Annotated in this window: 26 protein-coding genes; 19 read left to right on the top strand and 7 right to left on the bottom strand. The window is 72.8% G+C overall.

What is annotated here, in order from left to right; all coding sequences use genetic code 11:
- The 3 genes from hemW to IQ279_RS23435 all read right to left on the bottom strand — a co-directional run.
- Positions 1–1,229, bottom strand: a 1,229-nt coding sequence (hemW, locus tag IQ279_RS23445) for a radical SAM family heme chaperone HemW (protein WP_206351181.1), incomplete at its 3' end; no start/stop codon positions are given.
- A 51-nt stretch (positions 1,230–1,280) separates the two neighbouring features.
- Positions 1,281–2,138, bottom strand: coding sequence for a DUF3097 domain-containing protein (locus IQ279_RS23440; RefSeq protein WP_206351179.1), 858 nt, complete (start codon positions 2,136–2,138; stop codon positions 1,281–1,283).
- 63 nt (positions 2,139–2,201) lie between these two features.
- Positions 2,202–2,915 (bottom strand): MBL fold metallo-hydrolase, encoded by a 714-nt coding sequence (locus IQ279_RS23435; protein ID WP_206351177.1) that lies wholly within the window; start codon positions 2,913–2,915, stop codon positions 2,202–2,204.
- A gap of 203 nt (positions 2,916–3,118) precedes the next feature.
- Between IQ279_RS23435 and hrcA the strand changes: the two genes are divergently transcribed.
- The 16 genes from hrcA (at position 3,119) to IQ279_RS23355 (ending at position 19,596) form a co-directional block, all read left to right on the top strand.
- Complete coding sequence (hrcA, locus tag IQ279_RS23430) at positions 3,119–4,135, top strand: heat-inducible transcriptional repressor HrcA (RefSeq protein WP_206351176.1); 1,017 nt, start codon at positions 3,119–3,121, stop codon at positions 4,133–4,135.
- Complete coding sequence (dnaJ, locus tag IQ279_RS23425; protein ID WP_206351175.1) at positions 4,136–5,263, top strand: molecular chaperone DnaJ; 1,128 nt, start codon at positions 4,136–4,138, stop codon at positions 5,261–5,263.
- A gap of 126 nt (positions 5,264–5,389) precedes the next feature.
- Positions 5,390–6,139 carry a 16S rRNA (uracil(1498)-N(3))-methyltransferase gene (locus IQ279_RS23420; protein WP_206351174.1) on the top strand — a complete coding sequence of 250 codons (750 nt, stop codon included), beginning with the start codon at positions 5,390–5,392 and terminating at the stop codon, positions 6,137–6,139.
- 77 nt (positions 6,140–6,216) lie between these two features.
- Positions 6,217–6,591: a histidine triad nucleotide-binding protein gene (locus IQ279_RS23415; RefSeq protein ID WP_206351173.1), complete on the top strand. Its 375-nt coding sequence runs from the start codon at positions 6,217–6,219 to the stop codon at positions 6,589–6,591.
- Between the two features lie 5 nt (positions 6,592–6,596).
- Positions 6,597–7,502: a ribonuclease Z gene (locus IQ279_RS23410; protein ID WP_206351172.1), complete on the top strand. Its 906-nt coding sequence runs from the start codon at positions 6,597–6,599 to the stop codon at positions 7,500–7,502.
- A 249-nt stretch (positions 7,503–7,751) separates the two neighbouring features.
- Positions 7,752–9,068: an enolase C-terminal domain-like protein gene (locus IQ279_RS23405; protein WP_206351171.1), complete on the top strand. Its 1,317-nt coding sequence runs from the start codon at positions 7,752–7,754 to the stop codon at positions 9,066–9,068.
- Positions 9,069–9,121: 53 nt separating this feature from the next.
- Positions 9,122–10,243 (top strand): PfkB family carbohydrate kinase, encoded by a 1,122-nt coding sequence (locus IQ279_RS23400; protein WP_206351170.1) that lies wholly within the window; start codon positions 9,122–9,124, stop codon positions 10,241–10,243.
- 105 nt (positions 10,244–10,348) lie between these two features.
- Entirely contained in the window at positions 10,349–11,377 is a 1,029-nt protein-coding gene (locus IQ279_RS23395; protein WP_206351169.1) for a PhoH family protein, read from the top strand.
- A gap of 21 nt (positions 11,378–11,398) precedes the next feature.
- Complete coding sequence (gene ybeY / locus IQ279_RS23390) at positions 11,399–11,896, top strand: rRNA maturation RNase YbeY (protein ID WP_206351168.1); 498 nt, start codon at positions 11,399–11,401, stop codon at positions 11,894–11,896.
- Positions 11,893–13,266, top strand: a complete 1,374-nt coding sequence (locus IQ279_RS23385; protein ID WP_206351166.1) for a hemolysin family protein — start codon at positions 11,893–11,895, stop codon at positions 13,264–13,266. Before ybeY ends, IQ279_RS23385 begins: the two co-directional genes overlap by 4 nt.
- A 107-nt stretch (positions 13,267–13,373) precedes the next feature.
- A complete protein-coding gene (locus IQ279_RS23380; RefSeq protein WP_206351164.1) occupies positions 13,374–13,739 on the top strand; it encodes a cytidine deaminase-like protein in 366 nt (121 codons plus the stop codon).
- A gap of 64 nt (positions 13,740–13,803) precedes the next feature.
- Complete coding sequence (era, locus tag IQ279_RS23375) at positions 13,804–14,775, top strand: GTPase Era (RefSeq protein WP_206351163.1); 972 nt, start codon at positions 13,804–13,806, stop codon at positions 14,773–14,775.
- 309 nt (positions 14,776–15,084) lie between these two features.
- Positions 15,085–16,851 (top strand): 2-isopropylmalate synthase, encoded by a 1,767-nt coding sequence (leuA, locus tag IQ279_RS23370; protein WP_206351161.1) that lies wholly within the window; start codon positions 15,085–15,087, stop codon positions 16,849–16,851.
- A 277-nt stretch (positions 16,852–17,128) separates the two neighbouring features.
- Entirely contained in the window at positions 17,129–17,821 is a 693-nt protein-coding gene (locus IQ279_RS23365) for a tellurite resistance TerB family protein (RefSeq protein WP_206351160.1), read from the top strand.
- Positions 17,822–17,892: 71 nt separating this feature from the next.
- Positions 17,893–18,642: a DNA repair protein RecO gene (gene recO / locus IQ279_RS23360; protein ID WP_206351159.1), complete on the top strand. Its 750-nt coding sequence runs from the start codon at positions 17,893–17,895 to the stop codon at positions 18,640–18,642.
- 90 nt (positions 18,643–18,732) lie between these two features.
- Entirely contained in the window at positions 18,733–19,596 is an 864-nt protein-coding gene (locus IQ279_RS23355; RefSeq protein ID WP_241028603.1) for an isoprenyl transferase, read from the top strand.
- An 86-nt stretch (positions 19,597–19,682) separates the two neighbouring features.
- Here the strand turns inward: IQ279_RS23355 and IQ279_RS23350 are convergent, their stop codons facing one another.
- The 4 genes from IQ279_RS23350 to IQ279_RS23335 all read right to left on the bottom strand — a co-directional run bounded on the left by IQ279_RS23350 (position 19,683) and on the right by IQ279_RS23335 (position 23,047).
- The gene (locus tag IQ279_RS23350) at positions 19,683–20,108 is read right to left on the bottom strand and encodes a Fur family transcriptional regulator (protein ID WP_307792497.1); all 426 of its coding nucleotides are present in this window, start codon (positions 20,106–20,108) and stop codon (positions 19,683–19,685) included.
- 127 nt (positions 20,109–20,235) lie between these two features.
- Positions 20,236–21,156, bottom strand: coding sequence for a metal ABC transporter permease (locus tag IQ279_RS23345; RefSeq protein WP_206351157.1), 921 nt, complete (start codon positions 21,154–21,156; stop codon positions 20,236–20,238).
- Positions 21,153–21,956 carry a metal ABC transporter ATP-binding protein gene (locus IQ279_RS23340; protein WP_206351156.1) on the bottom strand — a complete coding sequence of 268 codons (804 nt, stop codon included), beginning with the start codon at positions 21,954–21,956 and terminating at the stop codon, positions 21,153–21,155. Before IQ279_RS23340 ends, IQ279_RS23345 begins: the two co-directional genes overlap by 4 nt.
- 11 nt (positions 21,957–21,967) lie before the next feature.
- Positions 21,968–23,047: a metal ABC transporter substrate-binding protein gene (locus tag IQ279_RS23335; RefSeq protein ID WP_241028602.1), complete on the bottom strand. Its 1,080-nt coding sequence runs from the start codon at positions 23,045–23,047 to the stop codon at positions 21,968–21,970.
- Between the two features lie 172 nt (positions 23,048–23,219).
- On the opposite strand from IQ279_RS23335, the gene IQ279_RS23330 reads away from it, so the two are divergent.
- From IQ279_RS23330 to dusB, 3 genes are all read left to right on the top strand, one after another.
- The gene (locus IQ279_RS23330; RefSeq protein ID WP_206351154.1) at positions 23,220–24,602 is read left to right on the top strand and encodes a glycine--tRNA ligase; all 1,383 of its coding nucleotides are present in this window, start codon (positions 23,220–23,222) and stop codon (positions 24,600–24,602) included.
- Positions 24,603–24,880: 278 nt separating this feature from the next.
- Positions 24,881–25,210: a hypothetical protein gene (locus IQ279_RS23325; protein WP_093849050.1), complete on the top strand. Its 330-nt coding sequence runs from the start codon at positions 24,881–24,883 to the stop codon at positions 25,208–25,210.
- 85 nt (positions 25,211–25,295) lie between these two features.
- On the top strand, positions 25,296–26,438 hold the full coding sequence (dusB, locus tag IQ279_RS23320) for a tRNA dihydrouridine synthase DusB (protein ID WP_372445218.1): 1,143 nt from the start codon (positions 25,296–25,298) through the stop codon (positions 26,436–26,438).
- Positions 26,439–26,478 lie beyond the last annotated feature (40 nt).

The following is a 26,478-nucleotide window of genomic DNA, read 5'->3' as shown; positions in this document are numbered from 1 at the left end:
TCCACCAGGTCGCGGACGACCGCGTCGGCCAGCAGCCGGCCGCGCAGGGTCAGCGCCGCGCGCCCGCGCTCGTACGCCTCCGGGCGCAGCAGCCCGTCCGCCAGCGCCCGCTCGGCGGCGCGCGCACCGGCCGGGGCCAGGATGTCCAGCGGTACGCCGTCCACCAGCCGCAGCTCCAGCAGGATCCGCTCCACGCGCCGGTCCCCGCCGTCCAGCACTTCACGGCCCACGCCCGGCGAACGGCCTTCGGCGAGCGCCTGGGCGTACGCGCCGGGGTGCTTGGCGTTCCACCAGCGCACCCCGCCGACGTGGCTGTGCGCCCCCGGACCGGCGCCCCACCAGTCGGCGCCCGTCCAGTACAGCTCGTTGTGGCGGCAGCGGGCGGCCTCCGTCACCGCCCAGTTCGACACCTCGTACCAGCGGAGACCGGCCGCCGACAGCATCTCCTCGGCGATCAGGTAGCGGTCGGCGTGCACGTCGTCGTCCGTCATCGGCACCTCGCCGCGCCGGATGCGGGAGGCCAGCCGTGTGCCGTCCTCCACGATCAGCGCGTACGCCGAGACGTGGTCGGGGCCGGCGCCGAGGGCGGCCTCCAGCGAGGCCCGCCAGTCGTCGTCGCTCTCGCCCGGGGTGCCGTAGATCAGATCCAGGTTGACGTGCTCGAAGCCCGCCTCGCGGGCCTCGGCCACGCACGCCTCGGGGCGGCCGGGGGTATGGGTGCGGTCCAGCACGGACAGCACATGGCGCCGGGCGCTCTGCATGCCGAAGGAGATCCGGTTGAAGCCCGCCTCGCGCAGCTCGGCCAGGTAGGCGGCGTCGACGGACTCGGGATTGGCCTCCGTGGTGACCTCGGCTCCTTCCGCCAGCCCGAACTCCTCGCGGACCACGGCCAGCATCCGCCCCAGGTCGGCGGCGGGCAGCAGGGTGGGGGTGCCCCCGCCGACGAAGACCGTCCGAACCGGCCGGGGGTCGTCGCCGAGCACCTTGCGCGCCAGCCGTACCTCCTCGGCCAGCGTCCGCGCGTAGTTCTCCCGCGAGGCGAGCGCACCGCCGGAGCCGCGCAGCTCGCTCGCGGTGTAGGTGTTGAAGTCGCAGTAGCCGCAGCGCGTCGCGCAGTACGGCACGTGCAGGTAGAAGCCGAGGGGGCGCCGCGCCGCGCCGGCCAGGGCGTGCGCGGGCAGGGAACCGTCGGCGGGGACGGGCTCGCCGTCGGGCAGTACGGAGGGCATGGGGTCCATTGTCCCGTACCCGCCCCGGACCGGGTCCCGTCCCCCGGAGGATCACGGACCGGTCGGTCCGCCCACCGTGACGTGGTCGATCAGCCGCTCGACCGGGCCGAGCAGCCCCGGCTCCAGATCCGTGTAGTCGCGCACGCTCCCCAGGATCCGCTTCCACGCCGCGCCGGTGTTCTCCGGCCAGCCCAGCGCCCGGCACACCCCCGTCTTCCAGTCCTGGCCGCGCGGCACCCGGGGCCAGGCGCCGATGCCCAGGGCGGACGGCTTGACCGCTTCCCAGACATCGATGTACGGATGGCCGACGACCAGCACGTTCTCACCGGTGACCGCGGCGGCGATCCGGGACTCCTTGGAGCCGGGCACCAGATGGTCCACCAGTACGCCCAGCCGGGCCCCGGGAGTGGGGCCGAAGGCCTCCACGACCGCCGGGAGGTCGTCCACGCCCTCCAGGTACTCCACGACCACGCCCTCGATCCGCAGGTCGTCGCCCCAGACCTTCTCCACCAGCTCCGCGTCGTGGCGCCCCTCGACGTAGATGCGCCCCGCCCGAGCCACCCGCGCGCGGGCGCCCGGCACCGCCACCGACCCCGAGGCCGTGCGCCGGGGTGTCTTCGGGGCGGGCGGGGCCGCCGCCCGCGGCCGGACGAGGGTGACGGCCCTGCCCTCCAGCAGGAAACCGCGCGGCTCCATCGGGAAGACCCGGTGTTTGCCGAAGCGGTCCTCCAGCGTGACGGTGAACCCCTGTGCCGTCTTCTCGCAGCGCACCACGGCCCCGCAGAAACCGGTCGTGACCTCCTCCACCACCAGGTCCGGCTCGGCGGGCACCTCGGGCGCGGGCCTGTGGTTCCCCGAGGTCCGCTTCCACGGAGGGGTCAGGTCGGGGCCGTACCGTCTGCTGCGCATGCGGTCATTGTGTTACGGGATCGTCCCCGCGAAACCTGGGGCGGAAATCCGCCGGGGTATCCGTCAGGCGGTGCCGAAGCGCTCCGCCAGCGCCTCGCGCTGGGCGCGGACGAAGGCGGCGTCCACCACCGCCCCGTGGCCCGGCACGTACCGCGCGTCCTCGCCGCCCAGGGCGAGCAGCCGGTCCAGCGCGGCCGGCCAGTGGACGGGGTGGGAGTCCGGGCCCGTCTGCGGCTCGCCGGACTCCTCCACCAGATCGCCGCAGAAGACCACGTCCGGCCCGCCCGGCACGCCGGGGACCACGACGGCCAGGTCGTGGGCGGTGTGCGCCGGGCCGACGTTGGCCAGTAGCGCCTCCCGGCCGCCCAGCTGGACGGTCAGCTCACCGGCCACCCGGTGGTGCGGGTGGACGAGCACGTCGACCGCCTCGGCCGCCTCCCGCGGGTCCACGCCGTGCCGCACGGCGTCCTGGCGCAACTCGTCCTTCGAGTGGACCAGCAGCTCCTCGATCCCCACCGCCCCGTAGACCTCCACCCCGGCGAAGGCCGAGGCGCCCAGGACGTGGTCGAAGTGCGGATGGGTCAGCGCCACATGGGTCACCGGCAGCCCGAAGCGCTCGTGCAGGTACCGCCGGACGCGCGCGCCGTCACCCAGCGTCGCGCCGGTGTCGACCACCAGCATCCCCGACTCGCCCGCGACGGCCCCCACCGTCTCGTCCCAGCCGGGCATGCGGCGGCGCACGACTCCAGGCGACAGCTCTTCCCAATCCGTCTCCATACCGCGACGCTAACGCCATCACGCGGGCGGTGCCCGCCGGGATGTGGCGGGGATCGCCCTTCCCGGTCGGCGCCCGCCCTTGCCCCGGCCACGGTCACCGGCCGTACACTGGCACAGGGTGACTGGCACTCACCGGTCGAGAGTGCCAGGGAACGCCAGGGAAGAGGACCGGAAAGAGACGGCCGGACGGGAGGTGCGCCCAGATGCTCAGCGAACGCAGACTCGAAGTCCTGCGCGCCATCGTCCAGGACTACGTCGGCACGCAGGAGCCGGTGGGGTCCAAGGCGCTCACCGAGCGGCACAACATCCAGGTCTCCCCGGCCACCGTGCGCAACGACATGGCGGCCCTGGAGGACGAGGGGTACATCGCCCAGCCGCACACCAGCGCGGGCCGCGTCCCCACCGACAAGGGGTACCGCCTGTTCGTCGACAGGCTGGCGGGCGTCAAGCCGCTGTCCAAGCCGGAGCGCCGGGCGATCCAGAACTTCCTGGAGGACGCCGTCGACCTCGACGACGTCGTCAGCCGCACCGTACGGCTGCTGGCCCAGCTCACCCGGCAGGTCGCCGTCGTCCAGTACCCCTCGCTGACCCGCTCGACCGTCCGCCACGTCGAGCTGCTGCTCCTGGCCCCCGCGCGTCTGATGCTCGTGCTGATCACGGACACCGGGCGGGTCGAGCAGCGCATGGTGGACTGCCCGGCCCCCATCTCGGAGTCGTCCCTGGCCGATCTGCGCGCCCGGCTCAACAGCCGGGTGGTCGGCGAGCGCTTCTCGGAGGTGCCCAGGCTGGTGCAGGACCTGCCGGAGTCCTTCGACGCCGAGGACCGTGGCACGGTCTCGACGGTGCTCGCCACCCTCCTGGAGACTCTGGTGGAGGAGACCGAGGAGCGGCTGATGATCGGCGGCACCGCCAATCTCACCCGCTTCGTGCACGACTTCCCGCTGACCATCCGGCCGGTGCTGGAAGCTCTGGAGGAGCAGGTCGTCCTGCTCAAGCTGCTGGGGGAGGCCAAGGAACCGGGCATGACGGTGCGAATCGGTCATGAGAATGTTCACGAGGGGCTGACGTCCACGTCGGTCGTCTCGGTCGGTTACGGTTCGGGAGACGAGGCGGTCGCCAAGCTCGGTGTGGTCGGGCCGACCCGCATGGACTACCCCGGAACGATGGGAGCGGTACGCGCAGTGGCACGTTACGTCGGACAGATCCTCGCGGAGTCGTAAGTGGCAACCGACTACTACGCGGTCCTGGGCGTACAGCGCGATGCCTCGCAGGACGAGATCAAGAAGGCCTTCCGCAGGCTCGCGCGCGAACTGCACCCTGACGTCAACCCGGACCCGAAGACGCAGGAGCGGTTCAAGGAGATCAACACCGCCTACGAGGTGCTCTCCGACCCGCAGAAGAAGCAGATGTACGACCTCGGCGGCGACCCCACGGGCGGCGCGGGCCGGGGCGGCGGCTTCGGCGGGGGCTTCGGGAACTTCTCCGACATCATGGACGCCTTCTTCGGCGCCGCCTCCCAGCGCGGGCCGAGGTCCCGCACCCGGCGCGGCCAGGACGCCATGATCCGGCTCGACATCGAGCTGGACGAGGCGGCCTTCGGCACCACCAAGGACATCCAGGTGGACACGGCGGTCGTCTGCACCACGTGCAGCGGCGAGGGGGCGGCCCCGGGCACCTCCGCGCAGACGTGCGACATGTGCCGCGGCCGCGGAGAGGTCTCGCAGGTCACCCGGTCCTTCCTGGGCCAGGTCATGACCTCGCGCCCCTGCCCGCAGTGCCAGGGCTTCGGCACGGTCGTGCCCACCCCCTGCCCGGAGTGCGCCGGCGACGGCCGGGTGCGCTCGCGGCGCAACCTGACGGTGAAGATCCCGGCCGGCGTCGACAACGGCACCCGCATCCAGCTCGCCGGCGAGGGCGAGGTCGGCCCGGGCGGCGGCCCGGCGGGCGACCTGTACGTCGAGATCCACGAAGTGCCGCACCCGGTCTTCCAGCGGCGCGGCGACGACCTGCACTGCACGGTCACCATCCCCATGACGGCGGCGGCGCTGGGCACCAAGGTCCCGCTGGAGACGCTGGACGGCCTGGAGGAGGTCGACATCCGGCCCGGCACCCAGTCCGGCCAGTCGATCCCGCTCCACCAGCGCGGCGTGACGCATCTGCGCGGCGGCGGCCGCGGCGATCTGATCGTCCACGTGGAGGTCCAGACGCCGAACAAGCTGGACCCGGAGCAGGAGGAGCTGCTGCGCCGCCTGGCCAAGCTGCGGGGCGAGGAGCGGCCCACGGGCCAGTTCCAGCCGGGGCAGCAAGGGCTGTTCTCGCGGTTGAAGGATGCGTTCAACGGTCGCTGAGGCGGTGCTGGGGCGGGCCGGCCGGGGGCCCGGGGGCCCACCCCGGCGGGCGTGGCAGGATGCTGTCATGCCCACCGAGCTGATCACCCCGGCCGCCCGGCCGGCGCACCCCGCCGGGCGGCCGCTGTGACCGCCCCCGTCTTCCTGGTCGAGACCGCGGCCCTGGCCGGTGCCGCTCCCGGCGCCGTGCTGGCGCTGGAGGGGCCCGAGGGCCGCCACGCCGTCGCGGTACGGCGGCTGCGCGAGGGCGAGGAGATAGTCCTCACCGACGGGGCGGGCACCGGTGCTTTCGGCACCGTCGCGGCCGTCGAGGGGAAGGAGCGCCTGGAGGTCGCCGTCACCGAGGTGCGTACCGAGCCGGAGCCGCGCCCGCGGATCACCGTCGTCCAGGCCCTGCCCAAGGGCGACCGCAGCGAGCTGGCCGTGGAGACGATGACGGAGACGGGCGTGGACGCGATCGTGCCCTGGTCCGCGTCGCGCTGCGTCACGCAGTGGCGGGGCGAGCGCGGGCAGAAGGCGCTGCGCAAGTGGCGTTCCACCGCGCGCGAGGCCGGCAAGCAGTCGCGCAGGCTGCGTTTCCCGGAGGTCGCCGAGCCGGCGACCACCCGGCAGCTGCTTCCGCTGCTGTCGTCCGCGGCCTTCGCCGCGGTCCTCCACGAGGAGGGCTCGCGGCCGCTGGCTGCCGCCGGGCTGCCGGCCGAGGGCGAGCTGGTGCTCGTCGTCGGCCCGGAGGGCGGGGTCGCCCCGGAGGAGCTGGAGGAGTTCGAGCGGGCGGGCGCGCGCCCGTACCGGCTGGGCCCGAGCGTGCTGCGCACCTCCACGGCGGGCACGGCGGCGGCGGCGCTGCTGCTGGGACGCACCGGCCGCTGGTCCTGATCACCGGCGCCGGGGCCGGGGTACGATCGGCGCTGCGTGACCACCGATCGACCCACCTCACAGCGGGAGGCGCCACCGTGGCGGAGGAACCGCAGGCGGACTGCCTGTTCTGCAAGATCGTCGCGGGGGACGTCCCGGCGACGATCGTCCACGAGACCGACACCACGCTGGCCTTCCGGGACATCAACCCGCAGGCGCCCACCCATGTGCTGGTGATCCCCAAGGAGCACCACCCCGACGCCGCCGCGCTGGCCGCCGCCGCCCCGCAACTGGCCGCCGACGTGCTGCGCGCGGCGGGCGAGGTCGCCGAGCAGGAGAACATCGCCCCGCCCGGGGGCGCCACCGTCGGCTACCGGATCGTGTTCAACACCGGCGCGGGCGCCGGGCAGACCGTCTGGCACGCGCACGCCCACGTCCTGGGCGGACGCGGTCTGAACTGGCCCCCCGGGTAAGCCCGTTGTCCGTACGCGAACTGGTCGTGCTGGGCACCGCCAGCCAGGTGCCCACCCGTCGGCGCAACCACAACGGCTACGTGCTGCGCTGGGACGGCGAGGCGCTGCTGTTCGACCCCGGCGAGGGCACCCAGCGCCAGATGCTCCGCGCGGGCGTGGCCGCCCACGACCTCACCAGGCTGTGCGTCACCCACTTCCACGGCGACCACAGCCTGGGCCTTGCCGGGGTCATCCAGCGCATCAACCTCGACCGGGTGCCGCACCCGGTCACGGCGCACTACCCGGCGAGCGGGCAGCGCTTCTTCGACCGCCTGCGGTACGCCACCGCCTACCGAGAGACGGCCGAGCTGCGCGAGGAGCCGGTCGGCGCCGACGGCACGCTGGCCGCCACCGCCGCGTACACCCTCCAGGCGCGGCGCCTGTCCCATCCTGTGGAGTCCTACGGCTACCGCCTGGTCGAGCCCGACGGGCGCCGGATGCTGCCCGGGCGGCTCGCCGCCCACGGCATCTCCGGCCCGGACGTCGGCCGCATCCAGCGCGAGGGCGAGCTGCGCGGGGTCACCCTTGACGAGGTGAGCGAGACCCGTCCCGGGCAGAGCTTCGCCTTCGTGATGGACACCCGGCTGTGCGAGGGCGTGTACGCGCTCGCCGAGGGCTGCGACATGCTGGTCATCGAGGCCACCTTCCTCGACGAGGAGGAGGCCCTGGCGCAGGAGTACGGCCATCTCACAGCGGGCCAGGCCGCCTCCGTCGCGGCGCGGGCGGGGGTGCGGCACCTGGTGCTCACGCACTTCTCGCAGCGCTACGACGACCCGGCCCGGTTCGCCGCCCAGGCCCGGGAGGCGGGGTTCGCCGGGGAGCTGACCGTGGCCGAGGACCTGATGCGGGTGCCGGTGCCCCGGCGGCGCTGACCGCCGCCCGCTTCCTGCCCCCCCGAGCCCCGGTCCGCGCCCCTCTCAGCGCCGGCCCGGCCCGCTTCCGGCCGGCGCCGGGGCGCGCCCCTTTCCGGAAACGTACGGGCACTCTTGACGCCCACCTCCGCCGTACCTAGTCTCCGTCTTCGCACATGGACAGGGTTCACATAGGAGAACAGGCCGGTGGTGGGGCGGTCCCGACCCGGGCGCCCGCCGCAGTCGGCCCCGACCCGACAGGAGTCGCCGATGAAGGACCTGACCGTCGCCGAGGTGCGCCTGACCCCGATCCTCGTCGCCGACCCGCCCCTGCTCAACACCCAGGGTGTCCACCAGCCGTACACCCCGCGCCTGATCGTCGAGGTGGTCACGGCCGGCGGCGCCACCGGGGTCGGGGAGACCTACGGCGACACCAAGTACCTGGACCTGGCGCGCTCCCTCGCCCGGCGGCTGCCCGGACACCCGGTCAGCGACCTGAACGGGCTGCTCGCCCTCGCCGGCGGACTCCCCCTGGACGGCCACCGCACGGACGGCTCGGTGGACGTCGGCGGACTGCGCGGCGTCCAGACCGCCGGCAAGCTGCGGCTGTCCGTCGTCTCCGGCTTCGAGGTGGCCTGCCTGGACGCTCTGGGCAAGGCGCTGGGAATGCCCGTGCACGCCCTGCTCGGCGGGAAGGTGCGCGACCGGGTCGAGTACAGCGCCTACCTGTTCTACCGCTGGGCCGCCCACCCCGGCGGTGCGGTGGGCGGCAGCGACGGCCGGGGAGCGGTCGGCGACGACTGGGGCGCCGCCCTCGACCCGGCCGGGATCGTCGCTCAGGCCCGCCGTCTCGCGGCCGACCACGGCTTCGGCTCCTTCAAGCTCAAGGGCGGGGTCTTCCCGCCCCAGGAGGAGATCGCCGCCGTGCGGGCGCTGGCGGATGCCTTCCCCGGCAGGCCCCTGCGCCTGGACCCCAACGGCGCCTGGTCGGTGGAGACCTCGCTGAAGGCCGCGGACGAACTGCGCGACGTGCTGGAGTACCTGGAGGACCCGGTCGCCGGCACACCCGCGATGGCCGAGGTCGCCGCGCGGGCCGGAGGGCTGCCACTGGCCACCAACATGTGCGTGACCACCTTCCCGGAGATCGCCGGGGCGTTCACCACCGGAGCCGTCCAGGTGCTGCTCAGCGACCACCACTACTGGGGAGGGCTGCGCAACACCCAGCAACTGGCCGCGGTCTGCCGCGCCTTCGGCGTCGGGGTGTCCATGCACTCCAACACCCACCTGGGCGTCAGCCTCGCCGCCATGACCCATGTCGCCGCCACCGTCCCCGGCCTGGAGCACGCCTGCGACACCCACTACCCCTGGCAGACCGAGGAGGTGCTCACCGAGCGCATCGCCTTCCGCGAAGGCGCCGTCACCGTCCCCGACGCCCCCGGCCTGGGCGTCGTCCTGGACCGCGAGCGCCTCGACGCTCTCCACCGCCGGTGGCTGGCCGACGACGGCCCGATGCGCGACCGGGACGACGCCGCCGCCATGCGCCGGGCCGATCCGGACTGGGAAGCCCCCTCCGTACCGCGCTGGTGACGCCGTGCGCAACCCGCGGCCGGCCCACCGCGCCGATCGTGCACACTGGCCGCATGCTCGACCCGCTCGCCGCGCTCCGCACCCCCGACGACCCGCCCCGCGACGTCTATCTGACCGGGACGGTCTTCCTGGACATCGTCTTCACCGGTCTGGACTCGGCGCCGGTGCGCGGTACCGAGTCCTGGGCGCGGGGCATGGGGTCGAGCCCCGGCGGTGTCGCCAACATGGCCACCGCCCTGGCCCGGCTCGGCCTGCGCACCTCGCTCGCCGCCGCCTTCGGCGACGACATGTACGGCGAGTACTGCTGGGAGGCGCTGGAGAAGGGCGAGGGCATCGACCTGTCGCTGTCGCGCACCGCACCCGGCTGGCACTCGCCGGTCACCGTCTCGATGGCCTACGAGGGCGAGCGGACGATGGTCTCCCACGGGCACGAGGCCCCCCGGCCCGAGGAGCCCGCCCCCGGCGACCCGCCCGCCGCCCGCGCCTGCGTCGCCTCCCTCCGGCCCGGCGGGAGCCAGGAGTGGATCGCGCGTGCGGCCCGGTCCGGCAGCCGGGTCTTCGCCGACATCGGCTGGGACGAGACCGGTCGCTGGGACCCGGACGACCTCGCCGACCTGGAGCACTGCGAGGCGTTCCTGCCCAACGCGCAGGAGGCGATGCGCTACACCCGCACCGACTGCCCCCGCGCCGCCGCCCGCCGCCTGGCCGAGAGGGTGCCGCTGGCCGTGGTGACCATGGGGGCCGAGGGCGCCGTCGCGGTGGACGGCGCCACGGGCGAGACCGCCGAGGTGCCCGCCATCTCGGTGGAGGCGCTGGACCCCACCGGCGCCGGGGACGTGTTCGTGGCCGGCTTCGTCACCGGCACCCTGGCCGGCTGGCCGCTGGCCGACCGGCTGGCCTTCGCCGGACTGACCGCCGCCCTGTCGGTACAGGAGTTCGGCGGCTCGCTGTCCGCGCCGGGCTGGGTCGAGGTCGCCGCCTGGTGGCAGCGGGTGCGCGACTTCGACGAGCAGGATCCGGCCGCCCTGAGCCGCTACGGCTTCCTGGAGGCACTGCTGCCCGGCTGCGCCCGGCCGTGGCCGCTGCGCCGGGCGGTGCCGACCATCGGCTTCCGCCGGCCCCGACCCGCCCCGCGGCGCCCGCCCGCGGAGCCCGGGCATACAAATCGCTACTGACCTGTCAGCGCCACGTCGTACCCTGGAAGTCCAGGCGCGCGGCGGCTACACAGACCGGCGGCACAGCAGCGACAGAGAGGGACGCGCAGGCCACAGAGCCGGCCCATGACTCAGACACAGACGGACCAGGCACGGTCCACCCAAGCGAGTGCCCGTTTCACCGTCCCGGCCAAGCACCCGATGGTGACGGTGCTGGGTTCCGGCGACTCCCTCCTCCGTGTGATCGAGAAGTCCTTCCCGTCGACGGACATCCATGTGCGCGGGAACGAGATCACCGCGACCGGCGAGACGGCGGAGGTCGAACTCGTCCAGCGGCTCTTCGACGAGATGATGCTGGTGCTGCGCACCGGCCAGCCGCTGACGGAGGATGCGGTGGAACGATCGATCGCCATGCTCCGCGACGCGGACGGCGGCGCCCAGGAGACACCCGCCGAGGTGCTCACGCAGAACATCCTGTCCAACCGCGGCCGCACGATCCGCCCCAAGACGCTCAACCAGAAGCGCTACGTGGACGCGATCGACAAGCACACCGTCGTCTTCGGCATCGGCCCGGCGGGCACCGGCAAGACCTACCTCGCCATGGCCAAGGCGGTGCAGGCCCTGCAGTCCAAGCAGGTCACCCGCATCATCCTGACCCGGCCCGCCGTCGAGGCGGGGGAGCGGCTGGGCTTCCTGCCCGGCACCCTCTACGAGAAGATCGACCCGTATCTGCGGCCGCTGTACGACGCGCTGCACGACATGCTCGACCCCGACTCGATCCCGCGCCTGATGGCCGCCGGGACGATCGAGGTCGCGCCGCTGGCGTACATGCGCGGCCGGACGCTCAACGACGCCTTCATCATCCTGGACGAGGCGCAGAACACCAATCCCGAGCAGATGAAGATGTTCCTCACCCGGCTCGGCTTCGACTCCAAGATCGTGATCACCGGCGACGTCACCCAGGTCGACCTGCCCGGCGGCACCAGGAGCGGCCTGCGCCAGGTGCAGGAGATCCTCGAAGGCGTGGAGGACGTCCACTTCTCGCGGCTCACCAGCACCGACGTCGTGCGGCACAAGCTGGTCGGCCGTATCGTCGACGCCTACCAGCGCTACGACGACAGCCACGGCACCACCGACGGCAGTGACCGAAAGTAACGGAAAGCAACCGCCACCCACATGTCGATCGACGTCAACAACGAGTCCGGCCGCGAGATCGACGAGCGGGCGATCCTCGACATCGCCCGCTACGCCCTCGCCCGGATGCGCATCCACCCGCTGTCGGAGCTGTCGGTGATCGCCGTCGACACCGACGCCATGGAGCAGCTCCACAAGCAGTGGATGGACCTCCCCGGCCCGACCGACGTGATGTCCTTCCCCATGGACGAGCTGCGCCCGCCCTCCAAGGACGGCGACGAGCCCCCGCAGGGCCTCCTCGGCGACATCGTGCTCTGCCCCGACGTCGCCGAGAAGCAGGGCGCCGACGCCCCGACGAAGCACTCCATGGACGAGGAGCTGCAGATGCTCACCGTCCACGGGGTGCTCCACCTGCTCGGCTACGACCACGAGACGCCCGGCGAGCGGACCGAGATGTTCGGCCTCCAGGCGGCGATCGTCGACGGCTGGCGCGCCGAGCGCGGCATGGAGGGGCCCTCCCCGGCCCCGACGACGACATGAGCACCCCGCTGATCGCCGCGGCGGTCCTGCTGGTCGGCCTCGCCTGGCTGGCCGCCTGCGCCGAGGCCGGCCTGGCCAGCACCACCAGCTACCGCGCCGAGGAGGCCGTACGCTCCGGGCGGCGCGGCGGGGCCAAGCTCGCCGCCGTCGCCGCCGACCCCACCCGGTACCTCAACCTCGCCCTGCTGCTGCGGGTGACCGCGGAGATGTCGGCCGGAGTCCTGGTCACCTACGGCTTCCTGCACACCTTCGACAGCACCTGGCAGGCGCTGGCCGCGGCCGGCGGCGCGATGGTGCTCGTCTCCTACGTCGCCGTCGGGGTCTCGCCGCGCACCATCGGCCGCCAGCACCCGCTGAACACCGCCACGGCCGCCGCGTACGTGCTGCTGCCGCTGGCCCGTGTGCTCGGCCCGCTGCCGCAGCTGCTGATCCTCCTGGGCAACGCCCTGACCCCGGGCAAGGGCTTCCGCAAGGGCCCGTTCGCCACCGAGGCCGAACTGCGGGCCATGGTGGACCTGGCGGGGCGGGAGGCGCTGATCGAGGACGAGGAGCGCCGCATGGTGCACTCGGTCTTCGAACTGGGCGACACCCTGGTGCGCGAGGTGATGGTGCCGCGCACCGAGCTGGTCTCCATCGAGCGGTTCAAGACCATCCGCCAGGCGCTCACCCTGGCCCTGCGCTCGGGCTTCTCCCGCATCCCGGTGACCGGCGAGAACGAGGACGACATCGTCGGCATCGTCTACCTCAAGGACCTCTCCCGGAAGGTCCACATCAACCGCGAGACCGAGAACGACCTGGTCTCCACGGCGATGCGGCAGGCCGTCTTCGTCCCCGACACCAAGAACGCCGGCGACCTGCTGCGCGAGATGCAGAAGGACCGCAACCACGTCGCCGTCGTGGTCGACGAGTACGGCGGCACCGCCGGGATCGTCACCATCGAGGACATCCTGGAGGAGATCGTCGGCGAGATCACCGACGAGTACGACCGGGAGCTGCCGCCCGTCGAGGACCTGGGAGAGGGCCGCCACCGGGTCACCGCCCGCCTGGACCTGGGCGACCTGGGCGAGCTGTACGGCCTGGACCTGGAGGACGAGGACGTGGAGACGGTCGGCGGGCTGCTGGCCAAGCTCCTGGGCCGCGTCCCCATCGCGGGCGCCACCGCGACGGTGGAGGTGCCGGAGGGGCGCGGCGAGCACCGCGGCGGCCACCACACCGACCACCGGGGCGAGCCGGCGCTGCGCGGTCTGCGGCTGACCGCCGAGTCCCCGGCCGGCCGCCGCAACCGCATCGTCACGGTCCTGGTCGAGCCGGTCCGCGCCCCGGCGCCGGAGCCGGACGACGACGAGGCGGCGGCCGGGACCGGCGGCTGACGGCCGGGAACGGAGGGCGGCGGTCGCGGGAGGTCGCGGGCGGCCGGAAGGGGACGGCGGGGCGCCCGTTCCCGGTCCGGGCCGCCCCTTCGCGCGGGCGAGCACATATGCTCACCCGCATGAGCGAACCCGCCGACCTGGACCCCGAAGACCGCAAGATCGTCACCCTCGCCCGCAGCGCGCGGGCCCGCAACGCCGTGCCCGAGGGCGCGGCGGTGCGCGACGAGACCGGGCGCACGTACGTGGCCGGAACCGTCGCCCTGAAGTCGCTCCGGCTGAGCGCGCTGCAGACGGCCGTCGCGATGGCGGTGGCCTCCGGTGCCAAGTCCCTGGAGGCCGCGGCCGTGGTCTCCGAGGCGCCCGCCGTGCCCTCCGCCGACCTCGCCGCCGTCCACGACCTGGGCGGTCCGGCCACCCCGGTGCTGCTGGCCGGCCCCGACGGCGCGGTCCGCTCCACCGTCACCGCGGGCTGAGCCGCCGGGCGGGGAGAGGGGGCGGGACGCGGCCGGTACGGGGGCGCCCCGCGGATCGGGGAGAATGGCCAACATGAGCGACCGTTCCCCCTCCCCCCGGCCCGAGCAGCAGGCGGACTCCGCGCCGCACCGCGCGGGCTTCGCCTGCTTCGTCGGCCGCCCCAACGCGGGCAAGTCGACCCTCACCAACGCCCTGGTGGGAACGAAGGTCGCGATCACCTCCAACCGCCCGCAGACCACCCGCCACACCGTGCGCGGCATCGTCCACCGCCCCGACGCGCAGCTCGTCCTGGTGGACACCCCCGGCCTGCACAAGCCGCGCACCCTGCTGGGCGAGCGCCTCAACGACGTGGTGCGCACCACCTGGGCCGAGGTCGACGTGATCGGTTTCTGCCTGCCGGCCGACCAGAGGATCGGCCCCGGCGACCGCTTCATCGCGGGCGAACTGGCGACTCTGAAGCGCACCCCGAAGGTCGCGATCGTCACCAAGACCGACCTGGTGGACTCCAGGGCGCTGGCCGAGCAGCTCGTCGCAGTCGACCGGCTCGGCAAGGAACTGGGCATCGAGTGGGCCGAGATCGTCCCCGTCTCCGCCACCGCGGGCGACCAGGTGGGCCTGCTGGCCGACCTGCTCGCCCCCCTGCTGCCCGAGGGGCCGCAGCTCTACCCGGACGGCGACCTCACCGACGAGCCCGAGCAGGTCATGGTCGCCGAGCTGATCCGCGAGGCGGCGCTGGAAGGGGTGCGCGACGAGCTGCCGCACTCCATCGCCGTGGTGGTCGAGGAGATGACGCCGCGAGAGGGACGCCCGGCGGACCGGCCGCTGCTGGACGTCCACGCCAACGTCTTCATCGAGCGTCCCAGCCAGAAGGGCATCGTCATCGGCCCCAAGGGCAGCCGGCTCAAGGAGGTCGGCACCAAGTCCCGCAAGCAGATCGAGGCGCTGCTGGGTACCCCCGTCTACCTCGACCTGCACGTCAAGGTCGCCAAGGACTGGCAGCGCGACCCCAAGCAGCTGCGCAGGCTCGGCTTCTAGGGCACGGCTCCCGGGTCCGGCCTCTTACGGCTTCAGAAGCACGGCTTTTGCGGGGGACGGCCCGCAAAAGCCGTGCTCACCCATGTGAGTTCTCGCATACTGATACGCGCCGCCACGCACCGTCCGCCTCGGTTACGCTGAATCGCATCATGCGTTTTGGGCTGCTTCTCCTTAGCTGCCGCGGCGAGGGCCTGTAGTCACACGGCCGACCCCCTCCCCGCGGAGTTCGGTGATGCCGTCGTCGGCCCCTTCGAAAGCGTTCGGAAAGCGTTTCGAAGCCCATCGCCCTCCACAGGAGCCCAGTTCCACATGAGCAGTGATTCCTCCCGCGTAGGCCGCCCCACGCCCGTCACCGCAGCCACGGTGACCCAGAAGCCCTCGGGTATGCCGATCCACCGCTACAGCGGCTACGAGGCCGTCGAACTGCCCGACCGCACCTGGCCCGGCAAGCGGATCACCAAGGCCCCCCGCTGGCTGTCCACCGACCTGCGCGACGGCAACCAGGCACTGATCGACCCGATGTCGCCCGCCCGCAAGCGCGAGATGTTCGACCTGCTGGTCCGCATGGGCTACAAGGAGATCGAGGTCGGCTTCCCCTCCTCCGGCCAGACCGACTTCGACTTCGTGCGCTCCATCATCGAAGAGGGCGCCATCCCCGAGGACGTGACGATCTCGGTGCTGACCCAGGCCCGCGAGGACCTGATCGAGCGCACCGTGCAGTCCCTGGCCGGCGCCCACCGGGCCACGGTCCACCTGTACAACGCCACCGCCCCGGTCTTCCGCCGCGTGGTCTTCCGCGGCAGCAGGGACGACATCCGGCAGATCGCCGTGGACGGCACCCGCCTGGTGGTCGAGTACGCCGAGAAGATCCTGGGCGACGAGACGGTCTTCGGCTACCAGTACAGCCCGGAGATCTTCACCGACACCGAGCTGGACTTCGCCCTGGAGGTCTGCGAGTCGGTCATGGACGTCTGGCAGCCCGAGGAGGGCCGCGAGATCATCCTGAACCTGCCCGCCACCGTCGAGCGCTCCACGCCCTCCACCCACGCCGACCGCTTCGAGTGGATGTCGCGGAACCTGTCGCGGCGCGAGTTCGTCTGCCTGTCCACCCACCCGCACAACGACCGCGGCACCGCCGTGGCCGCCGCCGAGCTGGCCGTGATGGCCGGCGCCGACCGGGTGGAGGGCTGCCTGTTCGGGCAGGGCGAGCGCACCGGCAACGTGGACCTGGTCACACTGGGGATGAACCTGTTCAGCCAGGGCATCGACCCGCAGATCGACTTCAGCCGGATCGACGAGATCCGCCGCACCGCCGAGTACTGCAACCAGATGGAGGTCCACCCGCGCCACCCGTACGCGGGAGACCTGGTCTACACCGCCTTCTCCGGCTCCCACCAGGACGCCATCAAGAAGGGCTTCGAGGCCATGGAGGCCGACGCGGCCGCGGCCGGCAAGCCGGTGGAGGAGACCGAGTGGGCGGTGCCGTACCTGCCCATCGACCCCAAGGACGTCGGACGCTCCTACGAGGCGGTCATCCGCGTCAACTCCCAGTCCGGCAAGGGCGGCGTCTCCTACGTCCTGAAGAACGACCACAAGCTGGACCTGCCGCGCCGGATGCAGATCGAGTTCTCGAAGATCATCCAGGCCAGGACCGACGCCGACGGCGGCGAGATCACCCCGGCGCAGATCTGGGAGACCTTCCGCGACGAGTACCTGCCCAACCCCGAGAACCCCTGGGGCCGTATCCAGGTCCGCAACGGCCAGACCACCACCGACACCGACGGGGTGGACACCCTCACCGTCGAGGCGGCCGTCGACGGCGCCGACACCGTGCTGACCGGCAGCGGCAACGGCCCGATCTCCGCGTTCTTCGACGCGCTGGAGGGCATCGGCATCGACGCCAGGCTGCTGGACTACACCGAGCACACCATGAGCGAGGGGGCCTCAGCGCAGGCCGCCTCGTACATCGAGTGCGCCATCGACGGCAAGGTGCTGTGGGGCATCGGCATCGACCCCAACACCACCCGCGCCTCCCTGAAGGCGATCGTCTCCGCCGTCAACCGCGCCTTCCGCTGACGCGGCACCCTCCGCCGTGAGCACCGCCCGCCCCCGCCGGACGCCCGTCCGGCGGGGGCGGGCCGTTTCCACGGGGCCACCGCAGGGCTCCGGGCGTCCTGGGCGTCCCATGCTTTCGCAAAGGTTTCCGCCCGGCGCACGGACACCGCGCAACCCTTTCCGACCTGCGCGTACGCCTTCCGGCCCGGCCTGCAAGGGCCACAGGGGGAAGGGATGGGTGTCTCCCGGGGTACTGACGGCACCTCATCGGTGTGGTTAACATCACGCCCACGCGGCAATGGCGCAGGAGCGTGACGGAGGTACGGCAGTGGTGCACCCCCGGGGCCGGGACGGCCGGAGACTGCGGCTGGCGGGCGTCCGCACGGCCTGGCACACGGTCGACGACGGCGAGTTCTTCTGTCCCTCCTGCGGCGGCGACCGCAACTACAGACGCCGCACCGGGCGCCGCCGCCTGGTGTTGCTCGGCCTGCCCGTGCTGCCGCGCGGCGAGGCCGGGCCCGTGCTGGAGTGCGCGGCCTGCGAGGGGCACTTCGGCACCGACGCCCTCGACCACCCCACCACCACCCGGCTGAGCGCCATGCTCCGTGACGCCGTGCACGCCGTCGCGCTGGCGGTGCTGGCGGTGGGCGGCTGCGAGGCGCGGTCGGCCCGCGAGGCGGCCGTGGAGGGCGTGCGGACCGCCGGCTTCACCGGCTGCTCCGAGGAGCAGCTGGTCGCCCTTCTCGCGGCGGTGGGCTCCGACGGGGTCACCATGGAGATAGAGCTGCACGAGGCCCTGGCCCCGCTCGCACCGCACCTGGCCGGGCCCGGCCGCGAGAGCCTGCTGCTGCTGGGCGCCCGGATCGCGCTCGCCGACGGCCCCTACACCCCCGGCGAGCGCAGGACGCTGGGCCTGGTGGGCCGGACGCTGCGGCTGTGCGGGGAGGAGACCGACCGGCTGCTGGACGCCGCCCGCACCACCCCTTCCTGACACTTCCCGGCCCCCACCCTTCCCCCGGCCCGTGTCCCCCGGCCGGGGGAAGGGTGGGGGACAATGGGGGAATGAGTCTGTTCCGCGACGACGGCGTGGTCCTGCGCACCCAGAAGCTGGGCGAGGCCGACCGCATCATCACGCTGCTCACGCGCGGACACGGACGGGTACGGGCCGTGGCCAGGGGTGTGCGGCGCACCAAGTCGAAGTTCGGGGCGCGGCTGGAGCCGTTCTCCCACGTCGACATCCAGTTCTTCGCGCGCGGCAGCGATCTGATCGGCCGCGGCCTGCCGCTGTGCACCCAGACCGAGACCATCGCGCCGTACGGGCGGAACATCGTCGACGACTACGCCCGCTACACCGCCGGGACGGCCATGCTGGAGACGGCCGAGCGGTTCACCGACCACGAGGGCGAGCCCAACGTCCAGCAGTACCTGCTGCTGATCGGCGGCCTGCGCACCCTCGCCGCCGGCGAGCACGCCCCGGCGCTGGTGCTGGACGCCTTCCTGCTGCGCTCGCTGGCGGTGGGCGGCTACGCGCCCAGCTTCGATGCGTGCGCCCAGTGCGGGATGCCCGGCCCCAACCGGTTCTTCTCCGTCGCCGCCGGCGGGGTGGTGTGCGCCGACTGCCGCAGGCCGGGCAGCGTCGTGCCGTCCTCCGAGGCGCTGCGGCTGCTGGGCGCGCTGCTGACGGGCGACTGGGCGACGGCCGACGCGGCCGAGGCCCGGCACGTGCGCGAGGGCAGCGGACTGGTGTCGGCGTATCTGCACTGGCACCTGGAGCGGGGTCTGCGCTCCCTGCGCTACGTCGAGAAGACCTGAGGGAGCCGACCGGCTACGCTCCCGGTATCCCTTCCCCGTCCTCACCCAGGCGCGGCCCTCCCCGGCCCCGCCCGACTGGAGATGAACCGCATGGCACGGCGCGGAATGCTGTCCCGGCAGCGTCGCGAGTACCTCACCCCCGAACCGCACCCCTCCGGTGCGCGCCCGCCGCGCATCCCCGCCGACCTGGTGCCGAAACACGTGGCGGTGGTGATGGACGGCAACGGGCGCTGGGCCAAGCAGCGCGGGCTGCCGCGCACCGAGGGGCACAAGGTCGGCGAGGGCGTCGTAATGGACGTGCTCAAGGGCTGTCTGGAGATGGGCGTGAGGAACCTCTCCTTGTACGCCTTCTCCACCGAGAACTGGAAGCGGTCCCCCGAGGAGGTCCGCTTCCTGATGAACTTCAACCGCGACGTCATCCGCCGCCGCCGCGACGAGATGGACGCGCTCGGCATCCGCATCCGATGGGTCGGCCGGATGCCCAAGCTGTGGAAGTCGGTCGTCCAGGAGCTCCAGGTGGCGCAGGAGCAGACGAAGGACAACGACGCCATGACGCTGTACTTCTGCGTCAACTACGGCGGCCGGGCCGAGATCGCCGACGCGGCGGCGGCCATCGCGGCGGACGTGCGGGCCGGGCGGCTGGACCCGTCGAAGGTGAACGAGAAGACGGTCGCGAAGTACCTGTACTACCCGGACATGCCGGACGTGGACCTCTTCGTGCGGCCCTCGGGCGAGCAGCGCACCTCCAACTACCTGATATGGCAGAGCGCGTACGCCGAGATGGTCTTCCAGGACGTGCTGTGGCCGGACTTCGACCGCCGCAACCTGTGGGACGCGTGCCTGGAGTACGCCCGCCGCGACCGCCGCTTCGGCGGCGCGGAGCCCGTCGCGCCCGCCTCGCGGGAGGAGGCCGCGCCCGCGCGGCCGGAGGGGACCGTAACGCCGCAGGCCTGACCGGTTTGAGGTCACCGGTCCGGACACGCGGCGCGGCCCGGACGCTCCCGCCGGGAGCGTCCGGGCCGCGCCGCGTGTCCGAGCCCTCAGGCCTTGGCGCTCCGGGCGGCGGCGCACTCGCCGCAGGTGCCGAAGATCTCGATGGTGTGGGCCACGTCCACGAAGCCGTGCTCCGCGGCGATGGAGTCCGCCCACTTCTCCACCGCGGGCCCCTCCACCTCCACGGCCTTGCCGCAGTTGCGGCAGACCAGGTGGTGGTGGTGGTCGTCGGTGCTGCACCGGCGGTAGACGGCCTCGCCCTCGTCGGTGCGCAGCACGTCCACCTCGCCGGCGTCGGCGAGCGACTGGAGCGTGCGGTAGACGGTGGTCAGACCGACGGAGTCGCCTCGGTGCTTGAGCATGTCGTGCAGCTCCTGGGCGCTGCGGAACTCGTCGACCTCGCCGAGCGCCGCCGCCACAGCGGCGCGCTGCCGGGTCGACCGGCCGCGTACGGGGGGACCTGCGGTCGCCACCATTGCCTCCTAGAGTCGGCGCTACCTCGCGTAGCTGATCGGCCATTGTGCCAGGTGCGACGGGCGCCGCCGGGCGCACTCCGCACCGGTGGTGTCATCGGCCGCGCCGTCCGCCGACGACCATCGGTCACCGCACGACCGTAACGCCTCCGGCCGCCCGTCGGCCCTCCCCCTCCCGGTCTTCTCCCCGTTCCTCCCGTCCGGACTCCTCCTCGTCCCGTGCCCGCGCCCTCAGCCGCGCGCGGTTCAGCAGGGGGGCCGTCGCGGACAGGAGGGCGAACAGCACGATGGCCAGCAGCACGATGGTGGCGCCGGGCGGTACGTCGGCGTAGTACGAGGTGGCGGTGCCGGACACGGACACCAGCACACCCATGCCCACCGCGAGTCCCATGGTGGTCGCGAAGCCGCGCGTGACCTGCTGGGCCGCGGCCACCGGGATCACCATCAGGGCGCTCACCAGCAGCAGGCCCACCACCCGCATGGCCACGGTCACGGTGACGGCGGCGGTGACGGCCAGCAGCAGGTTGAGCAGCCGCACCGGCAGCCCGCTGACCCGGGCGAACTCCTCGTCCTGGCAGACGGCGAAGAGCTGTCGGCGCAGTCCGAAGGAGACCGCCAGGGCGAGGACGGACAGCACCACGATGGCGGTGACGTCCTCGGGCGAGACGGTCATGACCGACCCGAAGAGCGGGGAGAGGAGATCGGCCGTGGTGCCGCCCGGCGCCAGGTTGATGATCAGGACGCCGCCCGCCATGCCGCCGTAGAACAGCATGGCCAGGGCCACGTCGCCGCGCGTTCTGCCGTACCAGCGGATCAGCTCCATCGCGACCGAGCCGAGCGAGGCGACCACCACGGCCGTCCACACCGGGCTGGTGCTCAGCAGGAAGCCCAGCGCCACACCGGTGAGGGCCACGTGCCCGATCCCGTCGCCCATGATCGCCTGGCGGCGCTGGACGAGGTAGATGCCGATGGCGGGGGCCGCGACGCCGACCAGCAGCGCGGCCAGCAGCGCGCGCTGCATGAAGGCGGGCTGGAGGATCTCGATCATGTCAGCAGTCCGGTCCGGGTCGGTTCGGCCAGGGAGTCGGCGTGCGGGTGGCACGCCTGGTCGTGGAGGTGCGCGGTGCCCTCCACGCGCTCCACGCGGCCGTCGTGCAGGACGACCGTGCGGTCGATCAGCGGAGCCAGCGGGCCGAGCTCGTGCAGCACCAGCAGGACGGAGGCACCCTCGCCGGTCTGCTCGCGCAGCGCCTCGGCCAGGACGCCCTGGCTGAGCAGGTCCACACCGGCCAGCGGCTCGTCCATGACCAGCAGCTCGGGCTCGCCGGCCAGTGCGCGGGCTATCAGCACGCGCTGGTGCTGGCCGCCGGAGAGCGCGTTCACCGAGTCCCGTGCCCGGTCGGCCAGCCCGACCAGTTCCAGGGCCCGCCGTACCGCCGCCCGGTCGCCGCGGCCCAGCGGCCCCAGCCGCCTGCGGGCCAGCCGCCCGGAGGCGACGACCTCGCGCACGGTCGCGGGCACGCCGGCCGCCGCGGTCGAGCGCTGCGGTACGTAGCCCACGCGGTGCCAGTCGCGGAAGCGGCGCAGCGGGGTGCCGAACAGCTCCAGCTCGCCGCCCGAGGTGGGCACCTGGCCGACGGCGGCCCGCACCGTCGTGGACTTGCCCGAGCCGTTGGCGCCGAGCAGGGCGACGACCTCGCCCCGCCCCACGGCCAGATCGATGCCGCGCAGCACCGGCCGCGCCCCGAGCGAGGCGGTCACGCCCCGCAGGGACAGCACCGGGTGCGCCGTCGCCCGTACCGTCGCGTCTGCCGCGTTCCGTGCCGCGGCGGTGTGCCCGTCCGTCATGATCGGCCTCCTCACCGGGCGCCGAGCGCCTTCCGCAGGGCCTGGAGATTGGCCCGCATGATCTCGAAGTAGTCGTCACCCGGGGAGGCGTCGGTGACCCCCTCGACGGGGTCGAGGACGTCGGTGCGCAGCCCGAGGTCGTCGGCGAGGGTCTTCGCGGTGCGCTCGCCGGCCGCCGCCTCGAAGAAGACCGTGTCGACCTCGTCCTCCTCGGCCACCCGGTGCAGCTGCCTCATCCTCGCGCCGCTGGGCTCGGACTCGGGGTCGAGACCGGCGACGGACTCCTCGTGGAGGCCGTAGCGGTCGGCGAGGTAGCCGAAGGCCGCGTGGGCGGTGATGAAGGTGTCGGTCCTGCGGTTCTCCAGGCCCTCGCGGAAGTCCGTGTCCAGGTCCTGGAGCTTCTTCGCCAGGGCGTCGGCGTTCTTCCGGTAGTCGTCGGCGTGGTCCGGGTCCGCCTTCGCCAGGGCGTCGCCGACGCCCTCGGCCACCTCGGCGTACTTCACCGGGTCGAGCCAGACGTGCGGGTCGGCGGCTCCCTCGCCGCCGTGGTCGTGGCCCTCGTGGCCCTCCTCGGCGGGCTCCTCCCCGTGGTTCTCCTCCCCGTGGTTCTCCTCCCCGTGGCCCTCCCCGTGCTCGGAGGCGTGCTCGTCCCCGTGCTCATCCTGATGGCCCGGGCCGTGCTCCAGAGGCTCGGTGTAGGAGGTCGCCTCGGCGACGTTCTCCACGCCGGACTGCTCGATCGCCTTGTCCACGGCCGGCTGGAACCCCTTGAGGTAGACCACGAGGTCCGCCTCGCCCAGCTCGGCGGTCTGCCGCGGGCTCAGCTCCAGATCGTGCGGCTCGACGCCGGGCTCGACCAGGGAGCTGACCGAGACGTGCTCCCCTCCTATCTCCTCGGCGAGGAACTGCATCGGGTAGAACGAGGCGACCACGTTCACCCCGTCGCCCGCTCCGCCTCCCGTCTCCCCGGTGCCGCCCGAGCCGCAGGCGGTCAGGCCGAGCATGCCCAGGGCGGCGGCTCCGGCCAGTGCGGTACGGGAGGCGGCGAGGCGGCGGGGGCGGGGTATGAGAGGGCGGCGTCGAGCGTTCATGACACTCATTTTCGCCCCAGTTGGAAATGATTGTCAAATGAGATGGTGTTTCCGGCGACCGGCGACGACCGGGTTTCCGGCATCCCGCGTCCGAACCCCGAACCGATTTGATCCCGCACCGGTCATCGCCGGTAACCTGAGGCATTCCGTCGTCTGTACCGAAGAGAGCACCGTGGCCGCCGACAAGATCGACACCATCGTCAGCCTCAGCAAGCGCCGTGGCTTCGTCTATCCCTGCAGCGAGATCTACGGGGGGCAGAGGGCCGCCTGGGACTACGGTCCGCTGGGTGTGGAGCTGAAGGAGAACATCAAGCGCCAGTGGTGGCGCCACATGGTCACCTCGCGCGACGACGTCGTCGGAATCGACTCGTCGGTCATCCTCGCCTCCGAGGTCTGGGTCGCCTCCGGCCACGTGGCCACCTTCACCGACCCGCTGACCGAGTGCACCTCGTGCCACAAGCGGTTCCGCGCCGACCACCTCGAGGAGGCGTACGAGGCCAAACACGGCCGCCTCCCCGCCGCCGGTCTGTCGGACGTCAACTGCCCCAACTGCGGCGTCAAGGGCCAGTTCACCGAGCCCAAGCAGTTCTCCGGCCTGCTGTCCACGCACCTCGGCCCGACCCAGGACTCCGGCTCGGTCGCCTACCTGCGCCCCGAGACCGCGCAGGGCATCTTCACCAACTTCGCCCAGGTGCAGCAGACCTCGCGCCGCAAGCCGCCGTTCGGCATCGCGCAGATGGGCAAGTCCTTCCGGAACGAGATCACCCCGGGCAACTTCATCTTCCGCACCCGCGAGTTCGAGCAGATGGAGATGGAGTTCTTCGTCAAGCCGGGCGAGGACGAGAAGTGGCACGAGTACTGGATGGAGCAGCGCTGGAACTGGTACACCGGGCTGGGCCTGCGCGAGGAGAACATGCGCTGGTACGAGCACCCGGCGGAGAAGCTCTCCCACTACTCCAAGCGCACCGCCGACATCGAGTACCGCTTCCGGTTCGGCGGCGGCGAGTGGGGTGAGCTGGAAGGTGTGGCCAACCGCACCGACTACGACCTGAACTCGCACTCCAAGGCCTCCGGCCAGGACCTGTCGTACTTCGACCAGGAGGCCGGCGAGCGCTGGACGCCGTACGTCATCGAGCCCGCGGCCGGTGTCGGCCGCACGATGCTGGCCTTCATGCTGGACGCCTACACCGAGGACGAGGCGCCCAACGCCAAGGGCAAGATGGAGAAGCGCGTGGTGATGCGCCTCGACCCGCGCCTGTCGCCGGTCAAGGTCGCCGTCCTGCCGCTGTCGCGCAACCCGCAGCTCTCCCCGAAGGCCAAGGGCCTGGCGGAGACGCTGCGCAGGCACTGGAACATCGAGTTCGACGACGCCGGCGCCATCGGCCGCCGCTACCGCCGCCAGGACGAGATCGGCACGCCGTTCTGCGTCACCGTCGACTTCGACACCCTCGACGACAACGCCGTGACGGTGCGCGAGCGCGACACCATGAAGCAGGAGCGCGTCTCGCTCGACCAGATCGAGTCCTACCTCGCGGCGCGGCTGATCGGCTGCTGAACCCGCCGTAAGAGCGGCACGCGCGGCACGCGCGGCTCGTGTACGGAGGCCTCCGGACCCGGTGCGGGTGCGGAGGCCTCCGGCCGTCTCCGGGGCCCGCGCCGGGTCCGGAAAGCGGGACTGCCCTGCCGCCGCCCCGGCCGCTTCCCGCTTGCCGGGATCCGGAAACCGGCCGCCGCCGAACACTGCCCCACTCGGCTCTGGCGCCACCACGCGCCGCCTTTCAGAATCGGCCGGGCACACACGGACGGGATCCGGAGGGCGAAAAAGGGGGACGGATGCTGACGACGGGCACGGTGACCACGGGCACGGTCAGCGGTTACGGACAGGACGGGCGCATCCACGAGGTGAGGATCACCCGTGAGCTGTGCCTGCGACGCGGTACGGGGGGCCGCGGCACGGGGGAGGGACGCCATCTGGTCTGCGGCACCTGCGACCGCCGCTTCACGGCCCGCGGTCTCGCACGCGCCGAGGCCGCACACCATCTGGCCGAGCACGGCGCGCGGTCCGGCGGCGGGCAACGGCTGAGCCCCGCGCCCTGGATCCTCGGGCTGATCGGGCTGGCCGGCTTCCTCGCGGTCTTCACTCCCGCCTTCCTGGGGCACTGACCCCGCCGGGGGCGGGGGCATACGGGGGAGCGCTCCGGATGGGGGACAATTGAGGACCGCCCCCCGCTCCCGAGCGACCACGAGGATGCCCGCCCCCATGTCACAGCAGCTCGCCATCGGTCCGCACACGGTCCGGCCACCCGTGGTCCTCGCGCCGATGGCCGGGATCACCAACGCGCCGTTCCGGACGCTGTGCCGCGAGTACAGCGGTGGCCGGGGACTGTTCGTCAGCGAGATGATCACCACCCGGGCACTGGTCGAGCGGGATGCCAAGACCATGCGGCTCGTCCACTTCGCCGAGACCGAGAAGCCGCGCTCCATCCAGCTCTACGGAGTGGACCCGGCGACCGTCGGCAAGGCCGTCCGCATGATCGCCGACGAGGACATGGCCGACCACATCGACCTCAACTTCGGCTGCCCGGTGCCCAAGGTGACCCGCAAGGGCGGCGGCTCGGCGCTGCCGTACAAGCGGAACCTGCTGCGGGCCATCCTGCGCGAGGCCGTCACCGGCGCCGGCGGGCTGCCGGTGACGATGAAGATGCGCAAGGGCATCGACGACGACCACCTCACCTATCTGGACGCCGGGCGCATCGCGGTGGAGGAGGGCGTCACCGCCGTCGCCCTGCACGGCCGCACCGCCGCCCAGCACTACGGCGGCACCGCCGACTGGGACGCCATCGCCGCGCTGAAGGAGGCCGTGCCCGAGATCCCGGTGCTGGGCAACGGCGACATCTGGTCGGCCGACGACGCGGTGCGGATGATGCGCGAGACCGGCTGCGACGGCGTCGTGGTCGGACGCGGCTGCCTGGGCCGGCCGTGGCTCTTCGGCGATCTGGTGGCCGCCTGCGAGGGCAGGCCGGAGCGGGCCGAGCCCTCCCTCGGCGAGGTCGCCGCGGTGATGCTGCGGCACGCCCGGCTGCTGGGGGAGTGGCTGGAGGACGAGGCGCGCGGGGTGATCGACTTCCGCAAGCACGTGGCCTGGTACACCAAGGGCTTCCCGGTCGGCTCCGAGATGCGCCGGAAGCTGGCCGTAGCGTCCTCGCTCGCCGAGCTGGAGGACCTGCTGGGCGAACTCGACCCGGACCAGCCGTGGCCGAAGGGCGCGGACGGCCCGCGCGGGCGCACCTCCGGACGCAACCGGGTGGCCCTGCCCGACGGCTGGCTGGACGACCCGCACGACCGCGCGGGCGTCGCGGCCGAGGCCGAGCTGGACACCTCCGGCGGCTGAACCAGCCCAGGCCCCGGGGCCTTCGGGGCCCCGGGAGCCC

This window comes from Streptomyces verrucosisporus (assembly GCF_017114865.1).
Lineage (GTDB): Bacteria > Actinomycetota > Actinomycetes > Streptomycetales > Streptomycetaceae > Streptomyces > Streptomyces fenghuangensis.
The sequence above is the reverse complement of the archived record's forward strand: the minus strand, read 5'-3'. Positions and strand labels throughout refer to the sequence as shown.